General features: G+C 66.3%; 19 protein-coding genes. 1 reads left to right on the top strand and 18 read right to left on the bottom strand.

What is annotated here, in order from left to right; all coding sequences use genetic code 11:
* Window positions 1-6 precede the first annotated feature (6 nt).
* The 15 genes from AC24R4_RS17050 to AC24R4_RS16980 all read right to left on the bottom strand — a co-directional run bounded on the left by AC24R4_RS17050 (window position 7) and on the right by AC24R4_RS16980 (window position 18024).
* Window positions 7-750 carry an ABC transporter ATP-binding protein gene (locus AC24R4_RS17050; RefSeq protein ID WP_400394669.1) on the bottom strand — a complete coding sequence of 248 codons (744 nt, stop codon included), beginning with the start codon at window positions 748-750 and terminating at the stop codon, window positions 7-9.
* A 9-nt stretch (window positions 751-759) separates the two neighbouring features.
* Window positions 760-2535 (bottom strand): branched-chain amino acid ABC transporter ATP-binding protein/permease, encoded by a 1776-nt coding sequence (locus AC24R4_RS17045; RefSeq protein ID WP_400394677.1) that lies wholly within the window; start codon window positions 2533-2535, stop codon window positions 760-762.
* 108 nt (window positions 2536-2643) lie between these two features.
* Entirely contained in the window at window positions 2644-3696 is a 1053-nt protein-coding gene (locus tag AC24R4_RS17040) for a branched-chain amino acid ABC transporter permease (protein WP_400394671.1), read from the bottom strand.
* Window positions 3697-3909: 213 nt separating this feature from the next.
* Window positions 3910-5058, bottom strand: a complete 1149-nt coding sequence (locus AC24R4_RS17035) for an ABC transporter substrate-binding protein (RefSeq protein ID WP_400394673.1) — start codon at window positions 5056-5058, stop codon at window positions 3910-3912.
* A 350-nt stretch (window positions 5059-5408) separates the two neighbouring features.
* Complete coding sequence (locus tag AC24R4_RS17030) at window positions 5409-6167, bottom strand: sulfite exporter TauE/SafE family protein (protein ID WP_487523383.1); 759 nt, start codon at window positions 6165-6167, stop codon at window positions 5409-5411.
* Between the two features lie 114 nt (window positions 6168-6281).
* Window positions 6282-6854: a hypothetical protein gene (locus AC24R4_RS17025; RefSeq protein WP_487523382.1), complete on the bottom strand. Its 573-nt coding sequence runs from the start codon at window positions 6852-6854 to the stop codon at window positions 6282-6284.
* 290 nt (window positions 6855-7144) lie between these two features.
* Window positions 7145-8188: a branched-chain amino acid ABC transporter permease gene (locus AC24R4_RS17020; RefSeq protein WP_400391432.1), complete on the bottom strand. Its 1044-nt coding sequence runs from the start codon at window positions 8186-8188 to the stop codon at window positions 7145-7147.
* On the bottom strand, window positions 8188-9072 hold the full coding sequence (locus tag AC24R4_RS17015; protein ID WP_400391435.1) for a branched-chain amino acid ABC transporter permease: 885 nt from the start codon (window positions 9070-9072) through the stop codon (window positions 8188-8190). The genes AC24R4_RS17020 and AC24R4_RS17015 overlap by 1 nt, the downstream gene beginning before the upstream one ends.
* Window positions 9073-9245: 173 nt before the next feature.
* Window positions 9246-10454: an ABC transporter substrate-binding protein gene (locus AC24R4_RS17010; RefSeq protein ID WP_400391436.1), complete on the bottom strand. Its 1209-nt coding sequence runs from the start codon at window positions 10452-10454 to the stop codon at window positions 9246-9248.
* A gap of 111 nt (window positions 10455-10565) precedes the next feature.
* On the bottom strand, window positions 10566-11303 hold the full coding sequence (locus AC24R4_RS17005) for an ABC transporter ATP-binding protein (protein ID WP_061958431.1): 738 nt from the start codon (window positions 11301-11303) through the stop codon (window positions 10566-10568).
* Window position 11304: 1 nt separating this feature from the next.
* Window positions 11305-12078, bottom strand: a complete 774-nt coding sequence (locus AC24R4_RS17000) for an ABC transporter ATP-binding protein (RefSeq protein WP_400391440.1) — start codon at window positions 12076-12078, stop codon at window positions 11305-11307.
* 307 nt (window positions 12079-12385) lie between these two features.
* Window positions 12386-14053 (bottom strand): GMC family oxidoreductase, encoded by a 1668-nt coding sequence (locus AC24R4_RS16995; protein ID WP_400391443.1) that lies wholly within the window; start codon window positions 14051-14053, stop codon window positions 12386-12388.
* Window positions 14054-14140: 87 nt separating this feature from the next.
* Entirely contained in the window at window positions 14141-15052 is a 912-nt protein-coding gene (locus tag AC24R4_RS16990) for an alpha/beta hydrolase (RefSeq protein ID WP_400391446.1), read from the bottom strand.
* A gap of 54 nt (window positions 15053-15106) precedes the next feature.
* Complete coding sequence (cueR, locus tag AC24R4_RS16985) at window positions 15107-15541, bottom strand: Cu(I)-responsive transcriptional regulator (protein WP_400391448.1); 435 nt, start codon at window positions 15539-15541, stop codon at window positions 15107-15109.
* Complete coding sequence (locus AC24R4_RS16980) at window positions 15538-18024, bottom strand: heavy metal translocating P-type ATPase (RefSeq protein ID WP_400391451.1); 2487 nt, start codon at window positions 18022-18024, stop codon at window positions 15538-15540. The genes cueR and AC24R4_RS16980 overlap by 4 nt, the downstream gene beginning before the upstream one ends.
* A 186-nt stretch (window positions 18025-18210) precedes the next feature.
* Here AC24R4_RS16980 and AC24R4_RS16975 point away from each other — a divergent pair, with 186 nt between their 5' ends.
* On the top strand, window positions 18211-18411 hold the full coding sequence (locus AC24R4_RS16975) for a heavy-metal-associated domain-containing protein (RefSeq protein ID WP_400391454.1): 201 nt from the start codon (window positions 18211-18213) through the stop codon (window positions 18409-18411).
* A 73-nt stretch (window positions 18412-18484) separates the two neighbouring features.
* Here AC24R4_RS16975 and AC24R4_RS16970 read toward each other — a convergent pair whose 3' ends face one another.
* From AC24R4_RS16970 to AC24R4_RS16960, 3 genes are all read right to left on the bottom strand, one after another.
* Window positions 18485-19210 carry an OmpW/AlkL family protein gene (locus tag AC24R4_RS16970; protein ID WP_153946313.1) on the bottom strand — a complete coding sequence of 242 codons (726 nt, stop codon included), beginning with the start codon at window positions 19208-19210 and terminating at the stop codon, window positions 18485-18487.
* Between the two features lie 294 nt (window positions 19211-19504).
* On the bottom strand, window positions 19505-20476 hold the full coding sequence (locus tag AC24R4_RS16965; RefSeq protein WP_400391458.1) for a delta(1)-pyrroline-2-carboxylate reductase family protein: 972 nt from the start codon (window positions 20474-20476) through the stop codon (window positions 19505-19507).
* A gap of 75 nt (window positions 20477-20551) precedes the next feature.
* Complete coding sequence (locus AC24R4_RS16960) at window positions 20552-21547, bottom strand: aldo/keto reductase (protein ID WP_400391460.1); 996 nt, start codon at window positions 21545-21547, stop codon at window positions 20552-20554.
* Window positions 21548-21564 lie beyond the last annotated feature (17 nt).

The raw sequence follows: 21564 nt of genomic DNA, 5'->3' as shown, positions 1-21564 counted from the left end.
GTGCCTTTACGCCGCCTTCTTGGCCAGCCCCAGATACGTCTCGATGACCTTCGGATTGCTGGCCAGCGCGCCGGCCTCGCCCTCCATGGCCATATCGCCAGTCTCGACCACGTAGCCGTAGTCGGCCACCTGCAGCGCCGCCCGCGCGTTCTGTTCGATCAGCAGCGTCGCCACGCCGGTCTGGCGCAAATTGCTGATGATGTGGAAGATCTCCTTCACGATCAGCGGTGCCAGGCCCAGGCTGGGTTCGTCCAGCATCAGCAGCTGTGGCTTGGCCATCAGCGCCCGGCCCACCGCCAGCATCTGGCGCTCGCCGCCGGACAGCGTGCCGGCCTCTTGCCTGGCACGCTCCCTGAGGCGCGGGAACAGGTCGTAGACCACATCCATCTGATCCAGATAGTGGCGCTCGCCGGCACGCTTGCGGCGGAAGGCGCCGAGCTGCAGGTTGTCTTCGACGGTCATCGTCGAAAACAGCTCGCGCTTCTCGGGCACCAGGCACATGCCGCGCGCCACCCGCCCCTCCACCGGGATGCCGGACATGTCATGGCCCAGGTAACGGACCGTGCCGCTGGACGACCCGCTGACCGGCAGCGCGCCCATGATCGCGTTGAGCATGGTCGATTTGCCGGCGCCGTTCGGACCGATCACCGTGACGATCTTGCCGGCCTGCACCTGCAGATTGGCGCCATGCACGGCCTCCACCTTGCCGTAGCGCACATGCAGGTCCTTCACCTCCAGAATCAGACTCATCTCATTTCCTCACTCGACGCCGCCGAGATAGGCTTCCAGCACGGCCGGATTCCTCTGTACCTCTTCCGGTACCCCTTCGGCAATGCGCGTGCCGAACTCCATCACCACCAGCCGATCTGTCAGGTTCATCACGAAGTCCATGTCATGCTCCACCAGCAGCACGCTCATGCCCTCGCCCTTCAGCTTGCGTAGCAGTTCCGCCAACGCCTGCTTTTCCTTGTAGCGCAGGCCCGCCGCAGGCTCGTCGAGCAGCAGCAGCGCGGGGTCGCAGCAGAGCGCGCGTGCGATTTCCAGAATGCGCTGCTGGCCCAGCGCCAGGCTGCCGGCTTCCATGTACATGCAATCGGCCAGACCCACACGCTCCAGCTGGCGCCTGGCCTCGAACAGCAGCTTCTGTTCCTCCGCGCGGTTCATGCGCAGGATTGCCGCCGATACGCCGCCCTGGGCGCGGAAATCGCCGCGCAGGTGCGCGCCGATGGCCACGTTCTCGAGCACGGTCATCGTCGGCAGCAGATGCACGTGCTGGAAGGTGCGGCCCACGCCCCGCTTGACGATCTCGCGCGACGGCAGGCCCGAGATCACCTCGCCGCGATAGCGCACCTCGCCGCGCGTGAGCGGCAGCACGCCGGTCACCAGGTTGAAGGTCGTGGACTTGCCCGCGCCGTTCGGGCCAATCAGCCCGACGATCTCGCCGGCACGCACCTGGAAGCTCACGTCGTTCACCGCTACCAGCCCGCCGAACTGCTTGCGCGCCGCGCGCACGTCGAGGATCAGCTCGCCGGCCTCGGGTTTCTGCCGTACCGCCAGCGCCTCGGCCTGATCCGGCGCAACCACCGGCGGCCCCGATGGCATCAGCCTGCGCAGGAACGGCCAGATGCCATCTCGCGCGTACTGCAGCAGCAGCACCAGCAGCACGCCAAAGACGATGATCTCGAAGTTGCCGGTGCTGCCAAGCAGCCTCGGCAGCAGGCCTTGCAGCACGTCCTTGAGGATGGTCAGAATGCCGGCGCCGAGCACGGCGCCCCAGACGTGCCCCACGCCGCCGACCACGGCCATGAACAGGTATTCGATGCCGTAGTTGAGCCCGAACGGCGTCGGATTCACGGCACGCTGCAGATGCGCGTACAGGAAGCCCGACACGCACGCCAGGATCGCCGCCACGACGAAGATCACCACCTTCATCCACGCGGTATGCACGCCCATCGCCTCGGCCATCGTGCCGCCGCCCTTCAGCGCACGGATCGCCCGGCCCGGCCGCGAATTGAGCAGGTTCTGCATGGCCACCACGGCCAGCAGCACCACGGCCCAGATCAGGTAGAACATCGACCGGCCCGACTGCAGCTCGATACCCAGGAACGACAGCACCGGAATGCCGTTCAGGCCATCGTACTTGCCCAGGAATTCAAGGTTGCCGAACAGGAAGAACAGCGACAGGCCCCAGGCAATCGTCGCCAGCGGCAGGTAGTGGCCCGACATCCGCATCGTAATCAGGCCAATCACATAGGCCGACGCTATCGTGATGACCAGCCCGACGATCAGTCCCAGCCATGGCGACAGCCCGAACTGCGTGGTCAGGTACGCCGTGCTGTAGGCGCCCAGCCCCACGAATGCGGCCTGGCCAAACGACGTCATGCCGCCCACGCCCGTCAGCAGCACCAGGCCGATCGCCACGATGCTGTAGAGCCCGATGTAGTTGCCCAGCGTGATCCAGAACTCCGGTGTCGGCAGCACCGGCAGCAGCGCCAGCACGACAGCAAAGCCCAGCGCCAGCACGCGGTTGCGCATGACGCCGCGCAGGTGGCCGTCACGTCGCGATTGCGGCCGGCCTGGCGAATTCCCGTTCTGCGGCACCACGTCTTTCTCCAGCGGCTTGTCGGTCAGCATCGTCATGGCTTACTCCTCTTCCTCGACATGCTTGCTGGTCAGCGAACGCCACAGCAGCACCGGAATGATCAGCGTGAAGACGATGACCTCCTTGAACGCGCTGGCCCAGAACGACGAATACGATTCGAGCAGCCCCACCAGCAGCGCGCCCAGCGCCGCCACCGGATAGCTGGCCAGCCCGCCGACGATGGCGCCAACGAACCCCTTGAGCCCCACCAGGAAGCCCGATTCGTAGTAGATCGTCGTCAGCGGCGCGATCAGGATGCCGCACAGCGCGCCCATCGCGGCGGCCAGCGTGAACGACAGGCGCCCGGCCTGCGTCGTGCCGATACCCACCAGCCGCGCGCCCAGACGGTTCACGGCGGTGGCGCGCAGTGCCTTGCCCTGCAGCGTGCGCTCGAAATAAAAATACAGCGCCGCAATCAGCACACCGGACACCGCCACGACCCACATGCTCTGCCCCGACACGCTGAGGCTGCCCACATCGAAGCGCGCATCGGAAAACGGATTCGTACGCGAGCCTTCGGCACCGAACATCACCAGCCCCAATCCCACCAGCGCGAAATGCACGCCGACCGACACGATCAGCAGCACCAGCGTGCTGGCCTCGGCCAGCGGCTGATAGGCCAGCCGATAGAGCATGGGGCCCAGCGGGATCACGATCAGCAGCGTCAGCGCGATCTGCACCAGCATCGGCAGCGGCATGCCGCCGTACTGCTGCACCAGGACATGCACGGCGCCCGGGAACAGCAGGTACTTGCCCGCCAGGATGAGGATGCGGCGCGGCGCGGCCAGCCGCAGTTCGGGGCTGCGCAGCACCGCCACCCCGTCGTAGAGGAATGTCAGCACGCCCATGGCCAGCAGCAGCCACGTCGTCTGCGGCGCGTGGCCCGCCTGCATCGCGGCCAGCGTCAGCGCGCCGTAGGCCACGAACTCGCCCTGGGGGATGAAGATGACGCGCGTCACCGAGAACACCAGCACCAGTGCCAGTGCCAGCAGCGCGTAGATCGCGCCGGAGGTGATGCCGTCCTGCGCCAGAATGGCCGCAATCGATAGGTCCATTGTCTGCCCGTGTGATGTGCGCGCGTGGTGGGCGCCAGCGCCGGAAAACCTGCCTGCCGCTACCGCAGCCTCAGCTTAGAGACTCCACCGCGCAATGCCTAGAGGGTGGCGGGAATTCACGGCGGCAAAAAAAGGGCGCATGGTCTGCCATGCGCCCTGCGTTGCTACGCTGCCCAGCGTGTGACCCCTGCCAGCCGGTCGGTTTGTGCCGGCTTACTTCTGCAGCTTCCACTTGCCATCGACGATCTGCACCATCACGCGCGCGCGCTGGTCCATGCCGAGGTGGTCGGTGGGGCTCATGTTGATGATGCCGTGCGATACCGGCAGGTTCTTCGTCTGCTCCAGCGCATCGCGCAGCGCCTTGCGGAATTCCTTCGTGCCGGGCTGGCCCTTCTTGAGCGCCTCGGGAATCGCGTTCTGCAGCAGCAGGCCCGCATCCCAGGCGTGGCCGCCGAAGGTGGATACCTGCCCGCCGAACGCCTTCTCGTATGCGGTCTTGTAGGTCATCGCCGGCTTCTTCACCGGATTGGTGTCGGGCAGCTGCTCGGCCACCAGCAGCGGGCCGGCCGGCAGGAACGTGCCTTCGCAATCCTTGCCGCATACGCGCAGGAAGTCGGGGTTGGCCACACCGTGCGTCTGGTAGATCTTGCCCTTGTAGCCGCGCTCCTTGAGCGCCTTGGCCGGCAGCGCGGCCGGCGTACCCGAACCGGCGATCAGCACGGCGTCCGGATTGGCGCCCATCATCTTCAGCACCTGGCCCGTCACCGAATTGTCGGTACGCGCAAAACGCTCGTTGGCCACCACCTTGATCTTGCGCATTTCCGCCACCTTGGCGAATTCCTGCGCCCAGCTGTCGCCATAGGCGTCCGCGAAGCCGATGAAAGCCACCGTCTTCACGTTGTTGCTGGTCATGTGCTCGGCCAGGGCGGTTGCCATGTGCGAGTCGTTCTGCGGCGTCTTGAAGACCCAGGCGCGCTTGCTGTCCATCGGCTCGATGATGCGGGCCGAGGCGGCCATCGAGATCATCGGCGTCTCGCTTTCGGCCGCCACATCCACCATGGCCAGCGAATTGGGCGTGACGGTGGAACCCACCACCACATCCACCTTGTCTTCGCTGATCAGCTTGCGCGTGTTCTTGACCGCCGTGGTCGTGTCGGTGGCATCGTCAAGCACGATGTATTCGATCTTCTTGCCGGCGATTTCCCTGGGCAGCAGCGTGAAGGTGTTTTTCTCGGGGATGCCGAGCGAGGCGGCCGGCCCGGTCGCCGAAACCGTGACCCCGACCTTTACCTGGGCGCCGACCGCGCCCGAGAACAGACTGGCGGCGGCAAGTGCCAGCAGGCTGGCGCGCTTGAACGTCATGGCTTGTCTCCTTCGATTCCAAAAACGGAAAAAGGCACCCGCCGGCTTCCGGCCGACGGATGCCTTCAGTTTTTTTGTGGCCCACTCTGGCAGGCTCTTTGGCGGATGCAACGCTGGCATCCGATCTCAGCCGGGAACATCGAAGTTCGTCCCGTTTTTTCCCGTCCTGCGCCATTACCCCCGGATTGCGCAGTTGCATTTCCCGACCGCCCGGTCGGGAATGCGAATCGAGTCTAACACAGCGATGTGATACGAAAAGGCCGGATTAACCCGCAGCGGCGCAGGCGCAACAGTCGCGGGTTTCCATTGTCCGACGGCGCTTCCAGCCCGGTGCGGACACTTGCCGTGGCCTAGCGCAGGAACGCGTCGTAGGCGGTCTTCAGGATCAGCGCGCTGACCACCGCGATGAACACCTTGCGCACGAAGCGGCTGCCGTGCCGCAATGCCAGCTTGCTGCCCACCTGGCTGCCGGCCACGTTGGCCAGGGCCATCACGATGCCGAGCTGCCACCAGACATGACCCTTCGCCGACAGCAGCAGCAGCGCCGCCAGGTTGGTGGCCAGGTTGACGATCTTGGCCGACGCCGACGCGTGCAGGAAGTCGTAACCAAACACGCGCACGAACACGATCATCAGGAAGCTGCCCGTGCCGGGGCCGAACACACCGTCGTAGAACCCGATCGCCGCGCCGGCCAGCAGCGCCGCCAGCCGCTCGCGCCCGCCCGACAGCACCGGCGCGTGCTCGGTGCCCAGGTCCTTCTTCACCACCGTATAGACCAGCAGGATCAGCAGCACGAAAGGCAGCGCCTTGCGCAGCGGATCGGCCGGGATCATCGTCAGCGTCCACGCGCCGGCCATCGAGAACACGAAGGCTGCCAGCGTCGCGGGCGCGGTGGCGCCCCAGTAGATCGGCACCTTGCGCGCAAAGCGGAAGGCAGCGTTGGACGTCCCGGCCAGCGACGCCACCTTGGTCGTGCCGATCAACGTCGCCGGCGACATGTTGGGATAGGTCGAGAACAGCGCCGGCACCTGCACGAGGCCGCCCCCGCCCGCCACAGCGTCGATCATGCCGGCCAGAAACGCGGCGGCGGCCAGAAATACAAACTCCATGGTTGAACAGTCCGAACGGTCGAAAAAGCGGTGAAAGGAATCGAGGGGATCGAAGAACCGAAGCAGGCGGCAACGCATCGCCTCGCCCGGGCGGGAAAACGGCCCTGCTGCGGGTCAGCCCAGCCGTTTCGGGGTGGGCATCAGGCTGCGCAGCCACAGGCCATCGGCATCGCGCTGAAAGCCCCGCGGCGGCCGCGCGGCGTCGGCCACCAGCCCCGGCGCCAGCCGGATATGGCGGATGCCATGGGCACGGCACCAGTCGGCCAGCAGCTGGCACGTCGCCTCGAGCCAGCCCGCCGCATCGGTGGCCGGCGGCCACCATTCGGCCACCATCGCCACGCGCCCGCCCAGCGACAGGCTGTGAACCAGTGTGACGGGCATCAGGCAGGCCAGCGCGGTATCGGCTTCACCGGGTTCGCGCACCGCGTTGGTGCCGACACCCAACACGCAGATGCCGTGGCCGCCCTGCTCCAGCAAGGCGTCCAGGGACAGCCGCCGGGCGCGCGCTTCGGGCACCGGCATCGGCGCGCGCGCGTTCAGCCAGGCCTCGATGGCGGGACCATCGGCGCTGCCGCCAACGCGTATCTGATACTGCACTTTCTGGAAACCGGGGGATTCGGAAGGGGTAGACATGGCACGGCCGAAGAAGCTGCCGGCATTGTCGCATGGGGGCTGGCGGGCGGTCATGCCGAAGATGCATCGGCCGCACATTCACTTGGGCGCGTGCCGCAGGCGGCGGTTTCGGGAGGCCAGAAATGAAAAAGGCGTTGCCGGGGATCACCCAGCAACGCCTCTTTATCGTATTGGCTGCTGCTACCCGACACCGGGTGCGCGCCTGTCGTCTCCTCGCTTCCGCCTCCAATTAACCTGCGAAAACCGTATATGCAATGTAACGAACCGGTGCGTATGAAACAAGTCAGCAATAACCCTAGCCCCAAAATCGGGCATGTCGCCCGATCTCCACTCGGGGTGGCCGGCTAGTGCTTGTCCGATTTTCGGCCAGTCAGCGCAATCAGCTCGCCCATGATGCCGCGTCGGAACGTCAGCACGCAGATCACGAAGATCACGCCGGTCACCATCGTCACCGACTCGCCCAGCGCGTTGAACCAGCCGATGCCGGTCAGGTTGGCCAGGAAGGTGCCGATGTCGCCGAGCTTGTTTTCCAGCGCCACCACCACGAAAGCGCCGACGATCGGGCCAGACAGCGTACCCAGGCCCCCCACCAGCGTCATCAGGATCACCGAGCCCGACATCGACCAGTGCACGTCGGTCAGCGTGCCGAAGCCCAGCACCAGCGCCTTGATCGACCCGGCCAAGCCGGACAGCGCCGCCGAGATGACGAAGGCCAGCAGCTTGAAGCGGTCGACGTCGTAACCCAGCGAGATCGCACGCGGCTCGTTCTCACGAATCGCCTTCAGAATCTGGCCGAACGGCGAGTGCACCGTACGCACGATCAGCGCAAAGGCAGCCACGATGATGACCAGCGCCACGTAGTACAGCGTCATGTCGTCGGCCAGCGGCAACACGCCGAACAGCTTGCCGCGCGGAATGCCCTGCAGGCCGTCCTCGCCGCCCGTGAACGGCGCCTGCAGGCAGAAGAAGAACAGCATCTGCGCCAGCGCGAGCGTGATCATCGAGAAATAGATGCCCTGGCGGCGGATGGCCAGCGAACCCACCACGTAGCCGATCGCCGCGCCGGACAGCGTGCCGAACAGCAGGCCCAGCTCCGGCGTCACGCCCCACACCTTCATCGCATGGCCGGCCGCGTAGCCCGCGCCGCCGAAGAACGCCGCATGGCCGAACGACAGCAGACCCGTAAAGCCGATCAGCAGGTTGAATGCGCACGCGAACAGCGCGAAGCACAGCACCTTGAGCACGAACACCGGGTAGGCGCCGGCCAGCGGCGCCACGATCAGGCCCAGCAGCAGCAGGCCGTAGAGCACCTTCTTCTGCAATCCCGTGCCTTCCTTGAAGCCCTTGGCCTCGACGGCCACAGCCGTTTGTCCAGTCGGTCCGCTCATCACTTTTCCCTCCCGAACAGCCCGGCCGGGCGCAGCAGCAGCACGATCACCATGATGAAGAACACCACGGTCGACGATGCTTCCGGATAGAACACCTTGGTCAGTCCCTCGATCACGCCGAGCCCCAGGCCCGTGATGATCGATCCCATGATCGAGCCCATGCCGCCGATCACCACCACGGCGAACACGATGATGATCAGGTTCTGGCCCATCAGCGGCGACACCTGGATCACCGGCGCCGCCAGCACGCCGGCAAACGCCGCCAGCGCCACGCCGAAGCCGTAGGTCAGCGTCACCATCAGCGGCACGTTGACGCCGAAGGCTTCCACCATCTTCGGGTTCTCGGTGCCGGCGCGCAGGTACGCGCCAAGCTTGGTCTTTTCGATCGTGAACCACGTGGCCAGGCACACCACCACCGACGCGGCCACCACCCAGGCACGATAGTTCGGCAGGATCATGAAGCCCAGGTCCGTGGCGCCCTGCAGCGCATCGGGTGGCGAATATGGCAGGCCCGACACGCCGTAGATCGAACGGAAGATACCTTCGATGATCAGCGTGATGCCCAGCGTGAGCAGCAGGCCGTAGATGTGATCGAGCTTGTAGATCCAGCGCAGCATCGTCTTCTCGATGATGACGCCCAGCAGGCCCACCACCAGCGGCGACAGCACCAGCATCACCCAGTAGTTCAGGCCGGCGTATTCCATGCCGGCCCACGCCAGCACGGCGCCGAGCATGAACAGCGCGCCGTGCGCGAAGTTGATCACGTTGAGCAGACCGAAGATCACGGCCAGACCCAGGCTCAGCATCGCGTAGAAAGCGCCATTGACCAGGCCCAGCAGCAGCTGGGACAGCATGGCGGGTAGCGGAATTCCGAAAATTTCCATGGGCTGATTTGCCTGTTGGTGTCTCCCCTCTCCCACGCGTGGGAGAGGGGTCGGGGGAGAGGGTTCAGCGGCTCAACCTGCCATCATCCGGCCCTGGTACGCCATCCCTCTCCCCCTGCCCCTCTCCCGCCAGCGGGAGAGGGGAGCAAACCATCGCTGATTTGCCTGCGACCTTACTTCTTCAGGATCGAGCACTTCGACTCGGCCACCGTCGTGAACGCCTGGTCGCCCGGAATCGTCGCCGCTACCTTCAGGTAGTCCCACGGCTTCTTCGAATCCGCCGGCGCCTTGACCTGCATCAGGTACATGTCGTGGATATTGCGGCCATCGGCGCGGATGTAGCTCTTGTTGTAGAAGTCGTTGATCTTCATCTTCTTGAGCTCGGCCATGACCTTGTCCGGATCATCGGTCTTGGCGGCTTCCACGGCCTTCAGGTACGTGCTGACGGCGGAATAGTCGGCGGCCTGCAGGCTGCTCGGCATCTTCTTCATCTTGCCGAAGAAGCGGTTCGCGAACTTGCGGGTGTCGTCGTTCATGTCCCAGTACCAGCTGTCGGTCATCAGCAGGCCTTCGGTGTTCTTCAGGCCCAGGCTGTGCACGTCATTGATGAACATCAGCAGGCCGGCAATCTTCATGGTCTTGGTGATGCCGAATTCCTTGGCGGCCTTGATCGCGTTGATCGTGTCGCCGCCGGCATTGGCCAGGCCCAGGATGTCAGCCTTCGATGACTGCGCCTGCAGCAGGAACGACGAGAAGTCCGACGCCGACAGCGGGTGGCGCACCTGGCCCACCACCGTGCCGCCATTGGCCTTCACCACCGCCGACGTATCGCTTTCGAGCGAATGGCCGAAGGCGTAGTCGGCGGTCAGGAAGAACCACTTCTTGCCGCCCTGCTTCACCACCGCGCTGCCGGTGCCCTTGGCCAGCGCCACCGTGTCATAGGCGTAGTGCACCGTGTACGGCGAGCACTCTTCATTGGTCAGGCGGGCCGTGCCGGCGCCGATGTTGAAGTAGACGCGCTTCTTTTCCTGCGCCACCTTGTTCATGGCCAGGCCGGTGGCGGAGTTGGTGCCGCCCACCAGCATGTCCAGACCCTGCTGGTCCATCCATTCGCGCGCCTTGGACGCAGCAATGTCGGCCTTGTTCTGGTGATCGGCGCTGACCAGTTCGACCGGCTTGCCCAGCACCTTGCCACCGTGATCCTCGATGGCCATCTTGATCGCTTCCAGGCCGCCCGGGCCGTCGATGTCGGCGTACAGGCCCGACATGTCGGTGATGTAGCCGATCTTCACGGTATCGTTCGATACCTGCGCCGAAGCGCCCCCTGCAAACGCGCCAAAGACAGTTGCCGCCACTGCGACAGCCAGCCGATTCATCTTCATGTCTTGTCTCCTGAGTTGCGGCGGCGTGCTGCCACCCGTTCCTGCCATCTCGTAAAAATACGATTCACACGATCCGGAATTACGACCCTGGCGCCGGTCGGGCGCAGCGGGTCAGACCCCGAGCAGTTCATTGAGCACCGGCATCTTGGCCTGCAGCTCGCTGGCGGCAAAGCGTTCGACGATGGTGCCGTGCTCCATCACGTAGAAGCGGTCGGCCAGCGGCGCGGCAAAGCGGAAGTTCTGCTCCACCATGACCACGGTGTAGCCCTTCTTCTTGAGCATCAGGATCATGCGCGCCAGCGCCTGCACGATCACCGGCGCCAGGCCCTCGGAGATCTCGTCGAGCAGCAGCAGGTTCGCGCCCGTGCGCAGGATGCGGCCCACGGCCAGCATCTGCTGTTCTCCGCCCGACAGCCGCGTGCCCTGGCTCTGCTTGCGCTCGCGCAGGTTCGGGAACATCTCGTAGATCTCGGCCTCGCTCATGCCGGGCGTGTCGCCACCCCGCGCACCTTTCAGCACGGGCGGCAGCAGCAGGTTTTCCTCGCACGACAGGCTGGAGAAGATGGCCCGCTCTTCCGGGCAGTAGCCGATGCCGTAGTGCGCGATCTTGTGCGTGGGCAGGCCGATGGTCTCGTTGCCGTTGATCTTGATCGATCCCTTGCGCGCGCCGGTCAGGCCCATGATCGCGCGCATGGTGGTGGTGCGGCCGGCGCCGTTGCGGCCCAGCAGCGTGACCACCTCGCCACGGTTCACGGTCAGGTCCACGCCGTGCAGGATGTGCGATTCGCCGTACCAGGCGTGCAGGTCCTTGATCTCCAGCGCCGGGACATTGGATGCGTTCGTGCTCATCTCAGTGCGCCCCCTGCAGTTCGGCGTCGGCGGTGCCCATGTAGGCTTCCATCACGCGCGGGTCTTTCGACACCTCGGCGTACGGCCCTTCGGCCAGGATGGCGCCCCGTTGCAGCACCGTGATCTTGTCGGCGATCGACGACACCACGTTCATGTTGTGCTCGACCATCAGGATGGTGCGGCCGGCCGAGACCTTCCTGATCAGCTGCGTCACGCGGTCCACGTCCTCGTGGCCCATGCCCTGCGTGGGCTCGTCCAGCAGCATCAGCTCGGGCTCCATCGCCAGCGTGGTGGCAATCTCCAGCGCGCGCTTGCGGCCGTACGGCAGGTTGACGGTGGTGGTCTCGGCGAATTCGGTCAGCCCCACCTGGTCCAGCAGGTCCATGGCGCGCGCGTCGAGCACGTCGAGCGACCGCTCGCTGCGCCAGAACTGGAACGCGGTGCCCAGCTGCCGCTGCAGGCCGATGCGCACGTTCTCGCGCACGGTCAGGTGCGGGAACACGGCCGAAATCTGGAACGACCGGATCACGCCGCGCCGCGCAATCTGTGCGGGCTTCTCGCGCGTGATGTCGATACCGTTGAAAAGGATGGTGCCCGTGGTGGGCTCCAGGAATTTGGTGAGCAGGTTGAAGCAAGTCGTCTTGCCCGCGCCGTTCGGTCCGATCAAGGCATGGATCGAGCCGCGCCGCACCTGCAGGTTGACGTCGCTCACCGCAGTGAACCCCTTGAATTCCTTCGTGAGGTTCTTCGTTTCCAGGATGATTTCCTGAGTCATAGTCTCCTGCCCGCCCTCTTGCTGCTGCCAGGTTGTGCCCGGCTACTGACAATGGTCCGAACTGCGGCGCTTTGTCGCCATGTTTGCCGCTTTAGGTATGAGTGGGAACGGTGCGGCTACCGTGGATACGCGTGCGCGAAGTGAAGGCGGCGGCACCGTATACCGGCGACTATTGTGTGCGCCTGCTGCGTCGCAAAACATCGGGGTTTGCACTAGGCGTAATACATTAGCGACGTGACGGCAATGCGATGTGCGAAGCCGTACCGACGTCTGCGCCGTCGGCTTCGCCAGGTATCGTGGAAGACCCTTATGCCGACACCGACGTGACGATTTGCGGGGTATTTGCTGCACCGCTCGCGCGCGCCTTGCGGTCGGCGCGGATCATGTCGCTGGCCCGCTCGGCAATCATGATCGTCGGCGAGTTGGTATTGCCCGAGGTAATCAGCGGCATGACCGAGGCGTCCACCACGCGCAGTCCGGCGATGCCGCGTACGCGCAGCCGGTTGTCGACCACCGCCTCGGCGTCGTCGCCGGCGCCCATGCGACAGGTGCCCACCGGATGGAAGATCGTGGTGCCGATGGCGCCGGCCGCCTCCGCCAGCTGCTCGTCGGTCTGGAACGCGGGGCCAGGCAGCCATTCGCTGGGCTGGTACGGTGCCAGCGCCGGCGATGCGACGATGCGCCGGGTCAGGCGGATCGAATCGGCGGCCACCTTGCGGTCGGCCTCGGTCGACAGGTAGTTCGGCGCGATCCGCGGTGCGCGGCGGAAGTCCGCATTGTCGATATGCACGCTGCCGCGCGACGTGGGCCGCAGGTTGCAGACGCTGGCCGTGAAGGCATTGAAGTCGTGCAGCGGGTCGCCAAACTTGTCCAGCGACAGCGGCTGCACATGATATTCGACATTGGCGCGCGCCTGGCCCTCGTCGCTGCGCGCGAACGCGCCCAGCTGCGACGGCGCCATGCTCATCGGCCCGCTCTGGTTGAACGCATACTGCAGGCCGATGCCAAGCTTGCCCCACCACTTCGACGCGCGCGTATTGAGCGTGCGCACTCCCTGCACCTTGATGACGGTACGCAGCTGCAGATGATCCTGCAGGTTCTCGCCCACGCCGGGCAAGGCATGGCGCACGCGAATGCCCAGCGCCTTCAGCCGTTCCGGCTGGCCGATGCCCGACAGTTCCAGCAATTGCGGCGAATTGATCGCACCGGCGGCCAGGATCACCTCTTCGGTGGCCCGCGCTTCCAGCTGCTGGCCGCCGCCCACGTACTGCACGCCCGTGCAGCGCCGGCCGTCGGGCGAATCGAAGACCAGGCCGCTGACCTGGGCGCCCGTGACGATGGTCAGGTTGGGCCGGTCCGACGCCTTGCGCAGGAATGCCTTGGCCGTGTTCCAGCGAATGCCGCGCCGCTGGTTCACCTCGAAATAGCCCACGCCGAAGTTGTCGCCGCGGTTGAAATCGCTGGTGCGCGGAATGCCGGCCTGCTCGGCGGCGTCGATGAACCGCTCCAGGATGTCCCAGTGCAGCCGTTGCCCTTCCACGCGCCACTCGCCGCCAGCGCCGTGGAATTCGTTGGCGCCGCGATGATGGTCCTCACTACGCTTGAACAGCGGCAGCACGTTGTCCCAGCGCCAGCCGTCGTCCCCGGTGATGCGTGCCCAGTCGTCGTAATCCTCGCGCTGCCCGCGCATGTAGATCATGCCGTTGATCGACGAACACCCGCCCAGCACGCGGCCGCGCGGGTATCCCAGCGAACGGCCATTGAGGCCGGCCTCTTCGACGGTGCGGTACAGCCAGTCGGTGCGGGGATTGCCGATGCAGTACAGGTAGCCCACCGGAATATGGATCCAGTGGTAGTCGTCCTTGCCGCCCGCTTCGAGCAGCAGCACGTTGACATCGGCGTCCTGCGTCAGGCGGTTGGCCAGCACGCAGCCGGCCGAGCCCGCGCCCACGATGATGTAGTCGTACGTCTCCATATCCCTTGCTTCCTTTGCCGGCCCTGAGGGCGCTTCTTTTTCTTGTGGAATGCCGGGCATCATCGCACGACTTGGCAGCGGCCGTCGTCAGGGCTTTGCCGGATTCTCCAGGTGCCGGCGAAGCCAGTCGGTCAGTGCCGCGAAGACCGCGCCGCGCAACGGCTCGGCCTCGTTGAAAATCTCGTGAAAACCGGTCTCGAACCAGGCCATTTCGCGCAGGCCCTCCGGCGCGTGGCCGAAGAAGGTACGGCTACCCTGCGGATCGACGATGCGGTCTGCGCCGCCCACCAGCATCAGCATCGGCACTTCCAGCCGCGGCGCATCGGCCTGGGCCTGCGCCATGCCGCGCAGGAACGACTCCAGCACGCTGGCCCTGATCGATCCCTGCACCAGCGGATCGGTACGATAGGCCCGCGCCACTTCGGGGTCGTGCGACAGCAGATGGGCGTCGATGGGATTCGGCACGCGCATATGCGGCACCAGCGCCAGCAGCACGCGATGCAGCGTGAGCATAGTGTTGGACAACTTCAACGCCAGCGCCGGCGACGACAGGATCAGCGCCCGGATCGGCCGCACGCGGGCCGTCGCAAATCGTGCCGCCACCAGGCCACCCATGCTGTGGCCCAGCACGATCGGCAGTTCGTGCCATTGCCGCACTGCGGCATCGTGGATTTCGGCCAGATCGTCGAGATAGCTGTCGGGATGCGGCACCACCATGCGCGGGCCGCCGCTCGCGCCATGGCCCCGGTGGTCGTAGGCCCGCACGCGCAGCCCCAGCGCGCACAACGCGGCCGCAACATGCGGATAGCGGCCACTATGTTCGGCCAGTCCGTGCACGAGCAGGACGGTGCCAAGGGGCTCGGGAAATTGCTGCGGATCGGGCAGCCAGGTACGCAGCAGCAGTTCGGTGCCATCGCGCATGCGCTGGCGCGATTCGGTCGGCGCGATGGCGGGCGCCGGCGCGGAAGCCAGCGCAAAGGCGGTCACAGGCTCGTTCATCCCAATCTCTCCTTGTTGGGACCTGCTTGTCGTGATGCTGCGGAGGGCCTGCGTTCAGGCGTGGCATGCCGGACAACCCGACCCTTCCGACCCTTCCGACGCCTCCGACGCCATGTCGGACAGGATCGGGCAATCGGGCCGGTCGTCGCCGCTGCAGGCCTCGGCCAGTGCGCGCAGCGTGTCGCGCATGGCGGCCAGCTCGGCAATCTTGACCTCCAGCTCCGCCACGTGCCGCAGCGTCAGCGCCTTCACGTCGGCGCTGGCCCGCCCGCGATCATGCCAGAGCGACAGCAGGTTGCGAATCTCGTCGAGCGAGAAGCCGAGATTACGGGCGCGCCGCACGAAGCGCAAGGTATGCACCGCGCGTTCGTCGTAGCGGCGATAGCCGCCCTCGCTGCGCGGCGGCGCATCGACAAGGCCGATCGATTCGTAGTGCCGGATCATCTTGGCGGATACGCCCGAGGCGTCCGCCGCTTCTCCGATATTCATCTTGCCTCCTTGGCTTGCTGGCCCGCCAGCGGGTGCCAGCGGCGCAGCAGCAGCGCGTTGCCGACCACGCTGACACTGGAGAACGCCATCGCGGCGCCCGCCACCACCGGGTTGAGCAGCCCCGCCACGGCCAGCGGTATGCCGATCACGTTGTAGATAAAGGCCCAGAACAGGTTCTGGCGGATCTTGCGCACGGTGCGGTGCGACACCGCCAGCGCATCGGCCACCAGCGCGGGATCGCCACGCATCAGCGTGATGCCGGCGGCGTGCATCGCCACGTCGGTACCCGTGGACATCGCGATGCCGACATCGGCCGCCGCCAGCGCCGGCGCGTCGTTGATGCCATCGCCCACCATCGCCACCACGGCCTTGCCGTCAGCCCGCAGCGCCGTCACGCGGGCGGCCTTGTCCCCGGGCAATACCTCGGCCTGCACGTCGTCCAGACCCAGCACGCTGGCCACGCGGGCCGCCGCGCCGGCGTTATCGCCGGTCAGCATCACGGTGCGGATGCCGGCCTCGCGCAGCCGTGCGATGGCGGCCGCCGCGCCCGGCTTCAGCGCATCGCCAAACGCCACCAGCCCCAGCACGGAAGGCGTCGCGGCGTCGATCAGCCACGATACCGTGCGCCCTTCGCCGCGCAGCCGTTCGGCATCGGCCTGCAGCGCACCCGCATCGGCGTTCAGCGACGCGCGCAGCCCTTCGCTGCCCAGTTGCAGCGCCTGCCCCGCCACCACGCCGGCAATGCCGCGGCCCGGCAGCGCGCGCACGTCGCTGGCCACGGGCGCCGCGATACCGCGTTCGGCCGCCAGCGCCACCACGGCGCGTGCCAGCGGATGCTCGCTGCCGGCCTGCAATGCCGCGAGCTTTTCCAGCAGTGCGTTGTCATCGCCATCGGCGGCCTGCAGCGCCACCACCTCGGGCTTGCCGACGGTCAACGTGCCGGTCTTGTCGAACGCCACGATCGACACGCGATGCGCCACTTCCAGCGCCTCGGCGTCCTTGATCAGGATGCCCGCGCGGGCACCGGCGCCAGTGCCCGCCATGATCGCGGTCGGCGTGGCCAGGCCCAGCGCGCAGGGGCAGGCGATCACCAGCACCGCCACGGCGTTGAGCAGCGCCTGGCTCCAGTCGCCGGCAATCACGCCCCAGCCCAGCAGCGTGGCCAGCGCAATGCCCAGCACCACGGGCACGAACACCGCGCTGACCTGGTCCACCATGCGCTGGATCGGCGCCTTGGCCGCCTGCGCGTGCTCGACCATGCGGATGATCCTGGCCAGCACCGTCTCGGCACCCACGGCCACGGTACGCGCCACCAGCAGGCCCTCGAAATTGATCGATCCACCGGTCAGGCGGTCGCCCGGCTGCTTCGGCACCGGCAGCGACTCGCCGGTCAGCATCGATTCATCGGCATGGCTGGCGCCGGACACCACTTCGGCATCGACCGGAATCCGCTCGCCGGGCCGGACGATGATGTCGTCGCCCACGCGCACGTCGGCCAGCGGCACGGTCTGCTCCACGCCGCTGCGGACCACGCGCGCCGTATCGGGGCACAGGGCGGCCAGCGCGCGGATGGCATCGGCGGTCTGGCGCTTGGCGCGCACTTCCAGCCATTTGCCAAGCCGCACCAGCGTGATCACGACTGCGGCGCTTTCAAAGTACAGGTGAGGCATGGCGCCGGGCTCGGCATCGAACATCTGCCAGATCGACAGCGCATACGCGGCCGACGTACCCAGTGCCACCAGCAGGTCCATATTGCCGGCACGGGCGCGCACGGCCTTGTAGCCGGCCTTGTAGAAGCGCCAGCCGAACACGAACTGCACCGGCGTGGCCAGCAGCCATTGCAGCCAGCCCGGCAGCATCGCGTGGATGCCGAACCATTCCAGCACCATCGGCGCCACCAGCGGCAGCGACAGCACGGCGGAGATCGCCACGGGCCACGGACCGGACCAGAAATCGGTGCGCCGCGCTTCCGTACCCGATGCAGCGGCTGCCGCATCGACCACCGGCCTGGCGCCATATCCGGCGCGCGCCACGGCCTCGGCAAGTGCCGCGGCATCGGCTGTGCCGCGCAGCACCGTCACCGTGGCGCGCTCGGTCGCCAGGTTGACCTGGGCGTCCTGCACGCCCGGTACGGCACGCAGCGCACGCTCCACGCGGCCCACGCATGACGCGCAAGTCATGTCCGCGATGTCGAGCTCGACCTCGTCGCGCGGCACGTCGTAGCCCGCATCGGCCACGGCCTGCGCGGCGGCGGTGAGTGCGGCGCCGCTGTCGACATGGAGCGTGGCCTGCTCGGTGGCCAGGTTGACGGCCACGTCATGCACGCCGGGCACCTTCGCCAGCGCCCGCTCGACACGGCCCACGCACGACGCGCAGGTCATGCCCTCGACAGGCAGGCGCCACTCGGCCGCGCCAACGGCATGCCGGGCCGCATTCGGCGTGGTGTTCGGGACGGGACTCAGGGACGACGCAGGGGTGGACATGGGCGAAATCCGGCAAGGCGCACGGGGGCGCGACAACTGTACTGTGGACCTTACCATCATTGGAAGGTCAAGGCCGGCGGCGTTATTTCCGCGTCACCATCGCGGGCTTGCGCTTCCCACGGTGGGAAGGTTCATACTGCTTCCGAAGTCGTTTCTGGTCTCAAATCGTTCACAAGGAGTCACACCATGATCCAGTTCCAGGTCGAAGGCATGTCCTGCAACCACTGCGTCGGCGCGATCACCCGCGCGGTGCAGGCCGTCGATCCGGCCGCCCAGGTGGCCGCCGACGTGCCGGCCCAGTCGGTCAAGGTCGAATCGGCCGCGGATCGCCAGGCGCTGCAGCAAGCCATCGAGGATGCCGGCTATCCGGTGAAGTCGGCGGCCTGATATCGGGTCGCGCCAATGACAAAGGGCACCCTCGGGTGCCCTTTTCGCCATCTGGCGTCTGGTCCGTGACGGATCAGAACTTGTAGCCGACGTGCAGGAACGTCACGACCGGATCGATCTTGATCTTGGTGTGCGACTCGACCTTGGCGCCATTGGCCAGCGTGGTCGTGAAGTGGGCCGTGGACGAGATCGGCACGTACGACACCGAGAAGCCGAGGAACCACTTCTCGTTGATCGCGTAGTTCGCGCCGACGTTGAACACCGGGTTCCACGACGAACTGGCGGTCGCCGTCATGGTCGAGCCCGGGCCAAACTCGCGCTGCACGAAGGTCTGGTTGGTAACCGTCTCGCCGGTGAACCAGGTGTAGTTCACACCCACGCCGACGTACGGGCGGAACTTGGTCTTGGCGTCAAAGAAATGCCACTTGGCGACGATCGCCGGGCTCCATTGACGCACTTCGCCGAGCTTGCCGTACTGGGCATAGCCGCGGTCGCCGCTGACATCGTGCTGGGGCGGGATGCCCACGACGAATTCGGCCGAAATGTTGTCGGTGAAGAAGTGCCCGAACGTCAGGCCGGCGGTATCCGCGCCGTCGATCTTGGCGCCGGTGTTCGGGCGCTGCACACCAGCCGGACGGCCACCGATCGAATCGATCGTCAGCAGTTGCGAGTCGCCCGTCGGCATCACGCGCATCCAGCCAAGACTCACCACGTTCGTGCCCGCGGACTGGGCCTGTGCGGCGCCAGCCATTGCCATGGCGGCACCCGCCATCAGCATGTTCTTATAGATCTTTTTCATTGTTCCTCTTACTCCGTCCTCTTTCTTCTGAATACAGCCACTGCTGGCGGCAATTATCCTGCGGCGCTTGCGCGGACTGTTTCATACACGGGGCGGGATGATAGAAGAAATGCCCTAAAGACAGGGTTAACCCAAAAGGCGGACACGGATTTCGGCGTTTTTGCATCCAAAACGACGCGTCAGCACAACGGTTCTGTTTCACAAATGAAAAACCACTCACTGCGAGTGGTTTTTTGACTGCATAGCCGAATGCTCAAACAGCCGTTCGGACGGGAGGCGGGCGCCAGCCCCGCGTCACTTCTGGCTGGCCAGGATGCAGGCAGCCAGGTCCCACAGCGCATAGCCCACGCTCTTGAACACCAGCGGACTGCCCGTTCGCGCACGCAGGGTGTCGGCGTCGAGGATGGCCGTCTCGAACGGCTGCACCGTGTTCCAGTCGATGCCCGCCTGCAGCAGGTCGCCTGCTTCGTCCTCGATACCGAACAGCGTGTCGGCCAGCAGGCGGCCCCGCGCCGATGCCGTTTGGCACAGTTGCGGCGGCAGTTCGCACATGTCGGGCCGGAATGCGCCGACGGCCGCCACGAAATGGCGGTCGGTCCAGAGGCCGCTGTCCAGATCGGGCAGCACCGGCGTCCGGCTCGATGTCACGGTGACCACCATCGACACCCGGGGCAGCACCGCCGCGACATCGTCGATCACGTCGGCGGCCACGCCCAGCGCCCGCGCTTGCGCAGCCAGCGCGTCGGCCTTGTCGCGCGTGCGCGACTGCAGCCAGACCTTGCGCACGGGCAGGCCAGCCACGAACGCTTCGAGATGGGTTTGCGCCTGCACGCCCGCGCCGACGATCAGCAGTTCCCCGTCAATCATCGGTGCGAACGATTGCGCTGCCAGCAACGATACGGCGGCGGTGCGCCGCCCGGTGACCGTCGGGCCGTCGAGCATGGCGATCCGCTCGCCGGTATGCGCGTTGGCCACGACCACTTCGCCGAGGATATTGGGCAGGCCCCGCTGCGGATTGCCGGGATGCACGGTGATGTTCTTGGTCATCACGATGTCGCGATTGCACGCCGGCATCACCAGCAGCGTGCCCTGCCCGCGCGCGGCGTCGCCCACGGGCAGCGCAATGCGCGGCGGCGCCATCGCGGTGCCGTCGCGCAGTTCGCCCAGCATCGATGCAATGGCCCGGGCAAGCGCGGGATACGGCAGGCGTGCCGCCGTGGCGGCGGCATCCAGGGCAGACAGGGGGGCGGTCGGCTCGACAGTCATCGGTGGGGGCCCGTACAGGCAAAAAGAGGCGAAAGCCGACATTGTCACCCGGCCGGCCCCGTTGCCGGACACCGATCATCGCGACAGCAGCGACATCACCTGTTCGGCGTAGCGCGTACCCGCCGCCGCGCCCAGCGGGAACACCGCCTCGATGTCGGCCAGATCCCGCGCCGACAGTGTGACGTTCAGTGCGCCCAGGTTGTCGTCGAGATTGGCGATACGGCGCGTGCCGGGAATCGGCACCACCTGCTCGCCGCGCGTCAGCACCCACGCCAGCGCCAGTTGCGCCGCCGTGCATCCCTTGGCTGCCGCCAGCTCGCGCACGGCATCCACCAGCTTCAGGTTGCGCGCGAAGTTTTCGCCCGTGAAGCGCGGATTGGTACGGCGGTAGTCGTCCGGCGCGAAATCGTCGGGGGTACGGATGGCCCCGGTCAGGAAGCCGCGCCCCAGCGGGCTGTATGGCACAAAGCCGATGCCCAGCCGCTGGCAGGTGGCCAGGATGCCGTTCTCGTCCACGTCGCGTGTCCACAGCGAGTATTCGGTCTGCAGGGCCGTCACCGGATGCACCGCATGGGCGCGCTCGATGGTGGCCGTGCCGGCCTCGGACAGCCCGATCCACCGCACCTTGCCGGCCTTGACCAGATCAGCCATCGCGCCGACGGTCTCCTCGATGGGCGTGTCCGGGTCCACGCGATGCTGGTAGTACAGGTCGATATGATCCACGCCCAGCCGCTTCAGGCTGGCATCGCAAGACGCCCGCACATACTCGGGACGCCCATTGGCGCCGCGCGCCCCCGGATTGGTGGGATCGCGCACAATGCCGAACTTGGTGGCCAGCACTACCTTGTCACGGCGTCCGGCCAATGCCCGGCCCACCAGCTGCTCGTTGGTGTGCGGACCATAGATATCCGCCGTATCGATAAAGTTTACGCCTTTATCGATAGCGTAATGAATCGTACGAATGGATTCGGCGTCGTCGTGGTCGCCATAGAACTCGCTCATGCCCATGCAGCCCAGGCCCAGGGGAAAGACTTCGGGGCCAACCTGCCCCAGTTTGCGCATTGCGGTCATCGGGAAACTCCTTGTGG

The organism is Cupriavidus sp. CER-90, assembly GCF_057652055.1.
The sequence above is the reverse complement of the archived record's forward strand: the minus strand, read 5'-3'. Positions and strand labels throughout refer to the sequence as shown.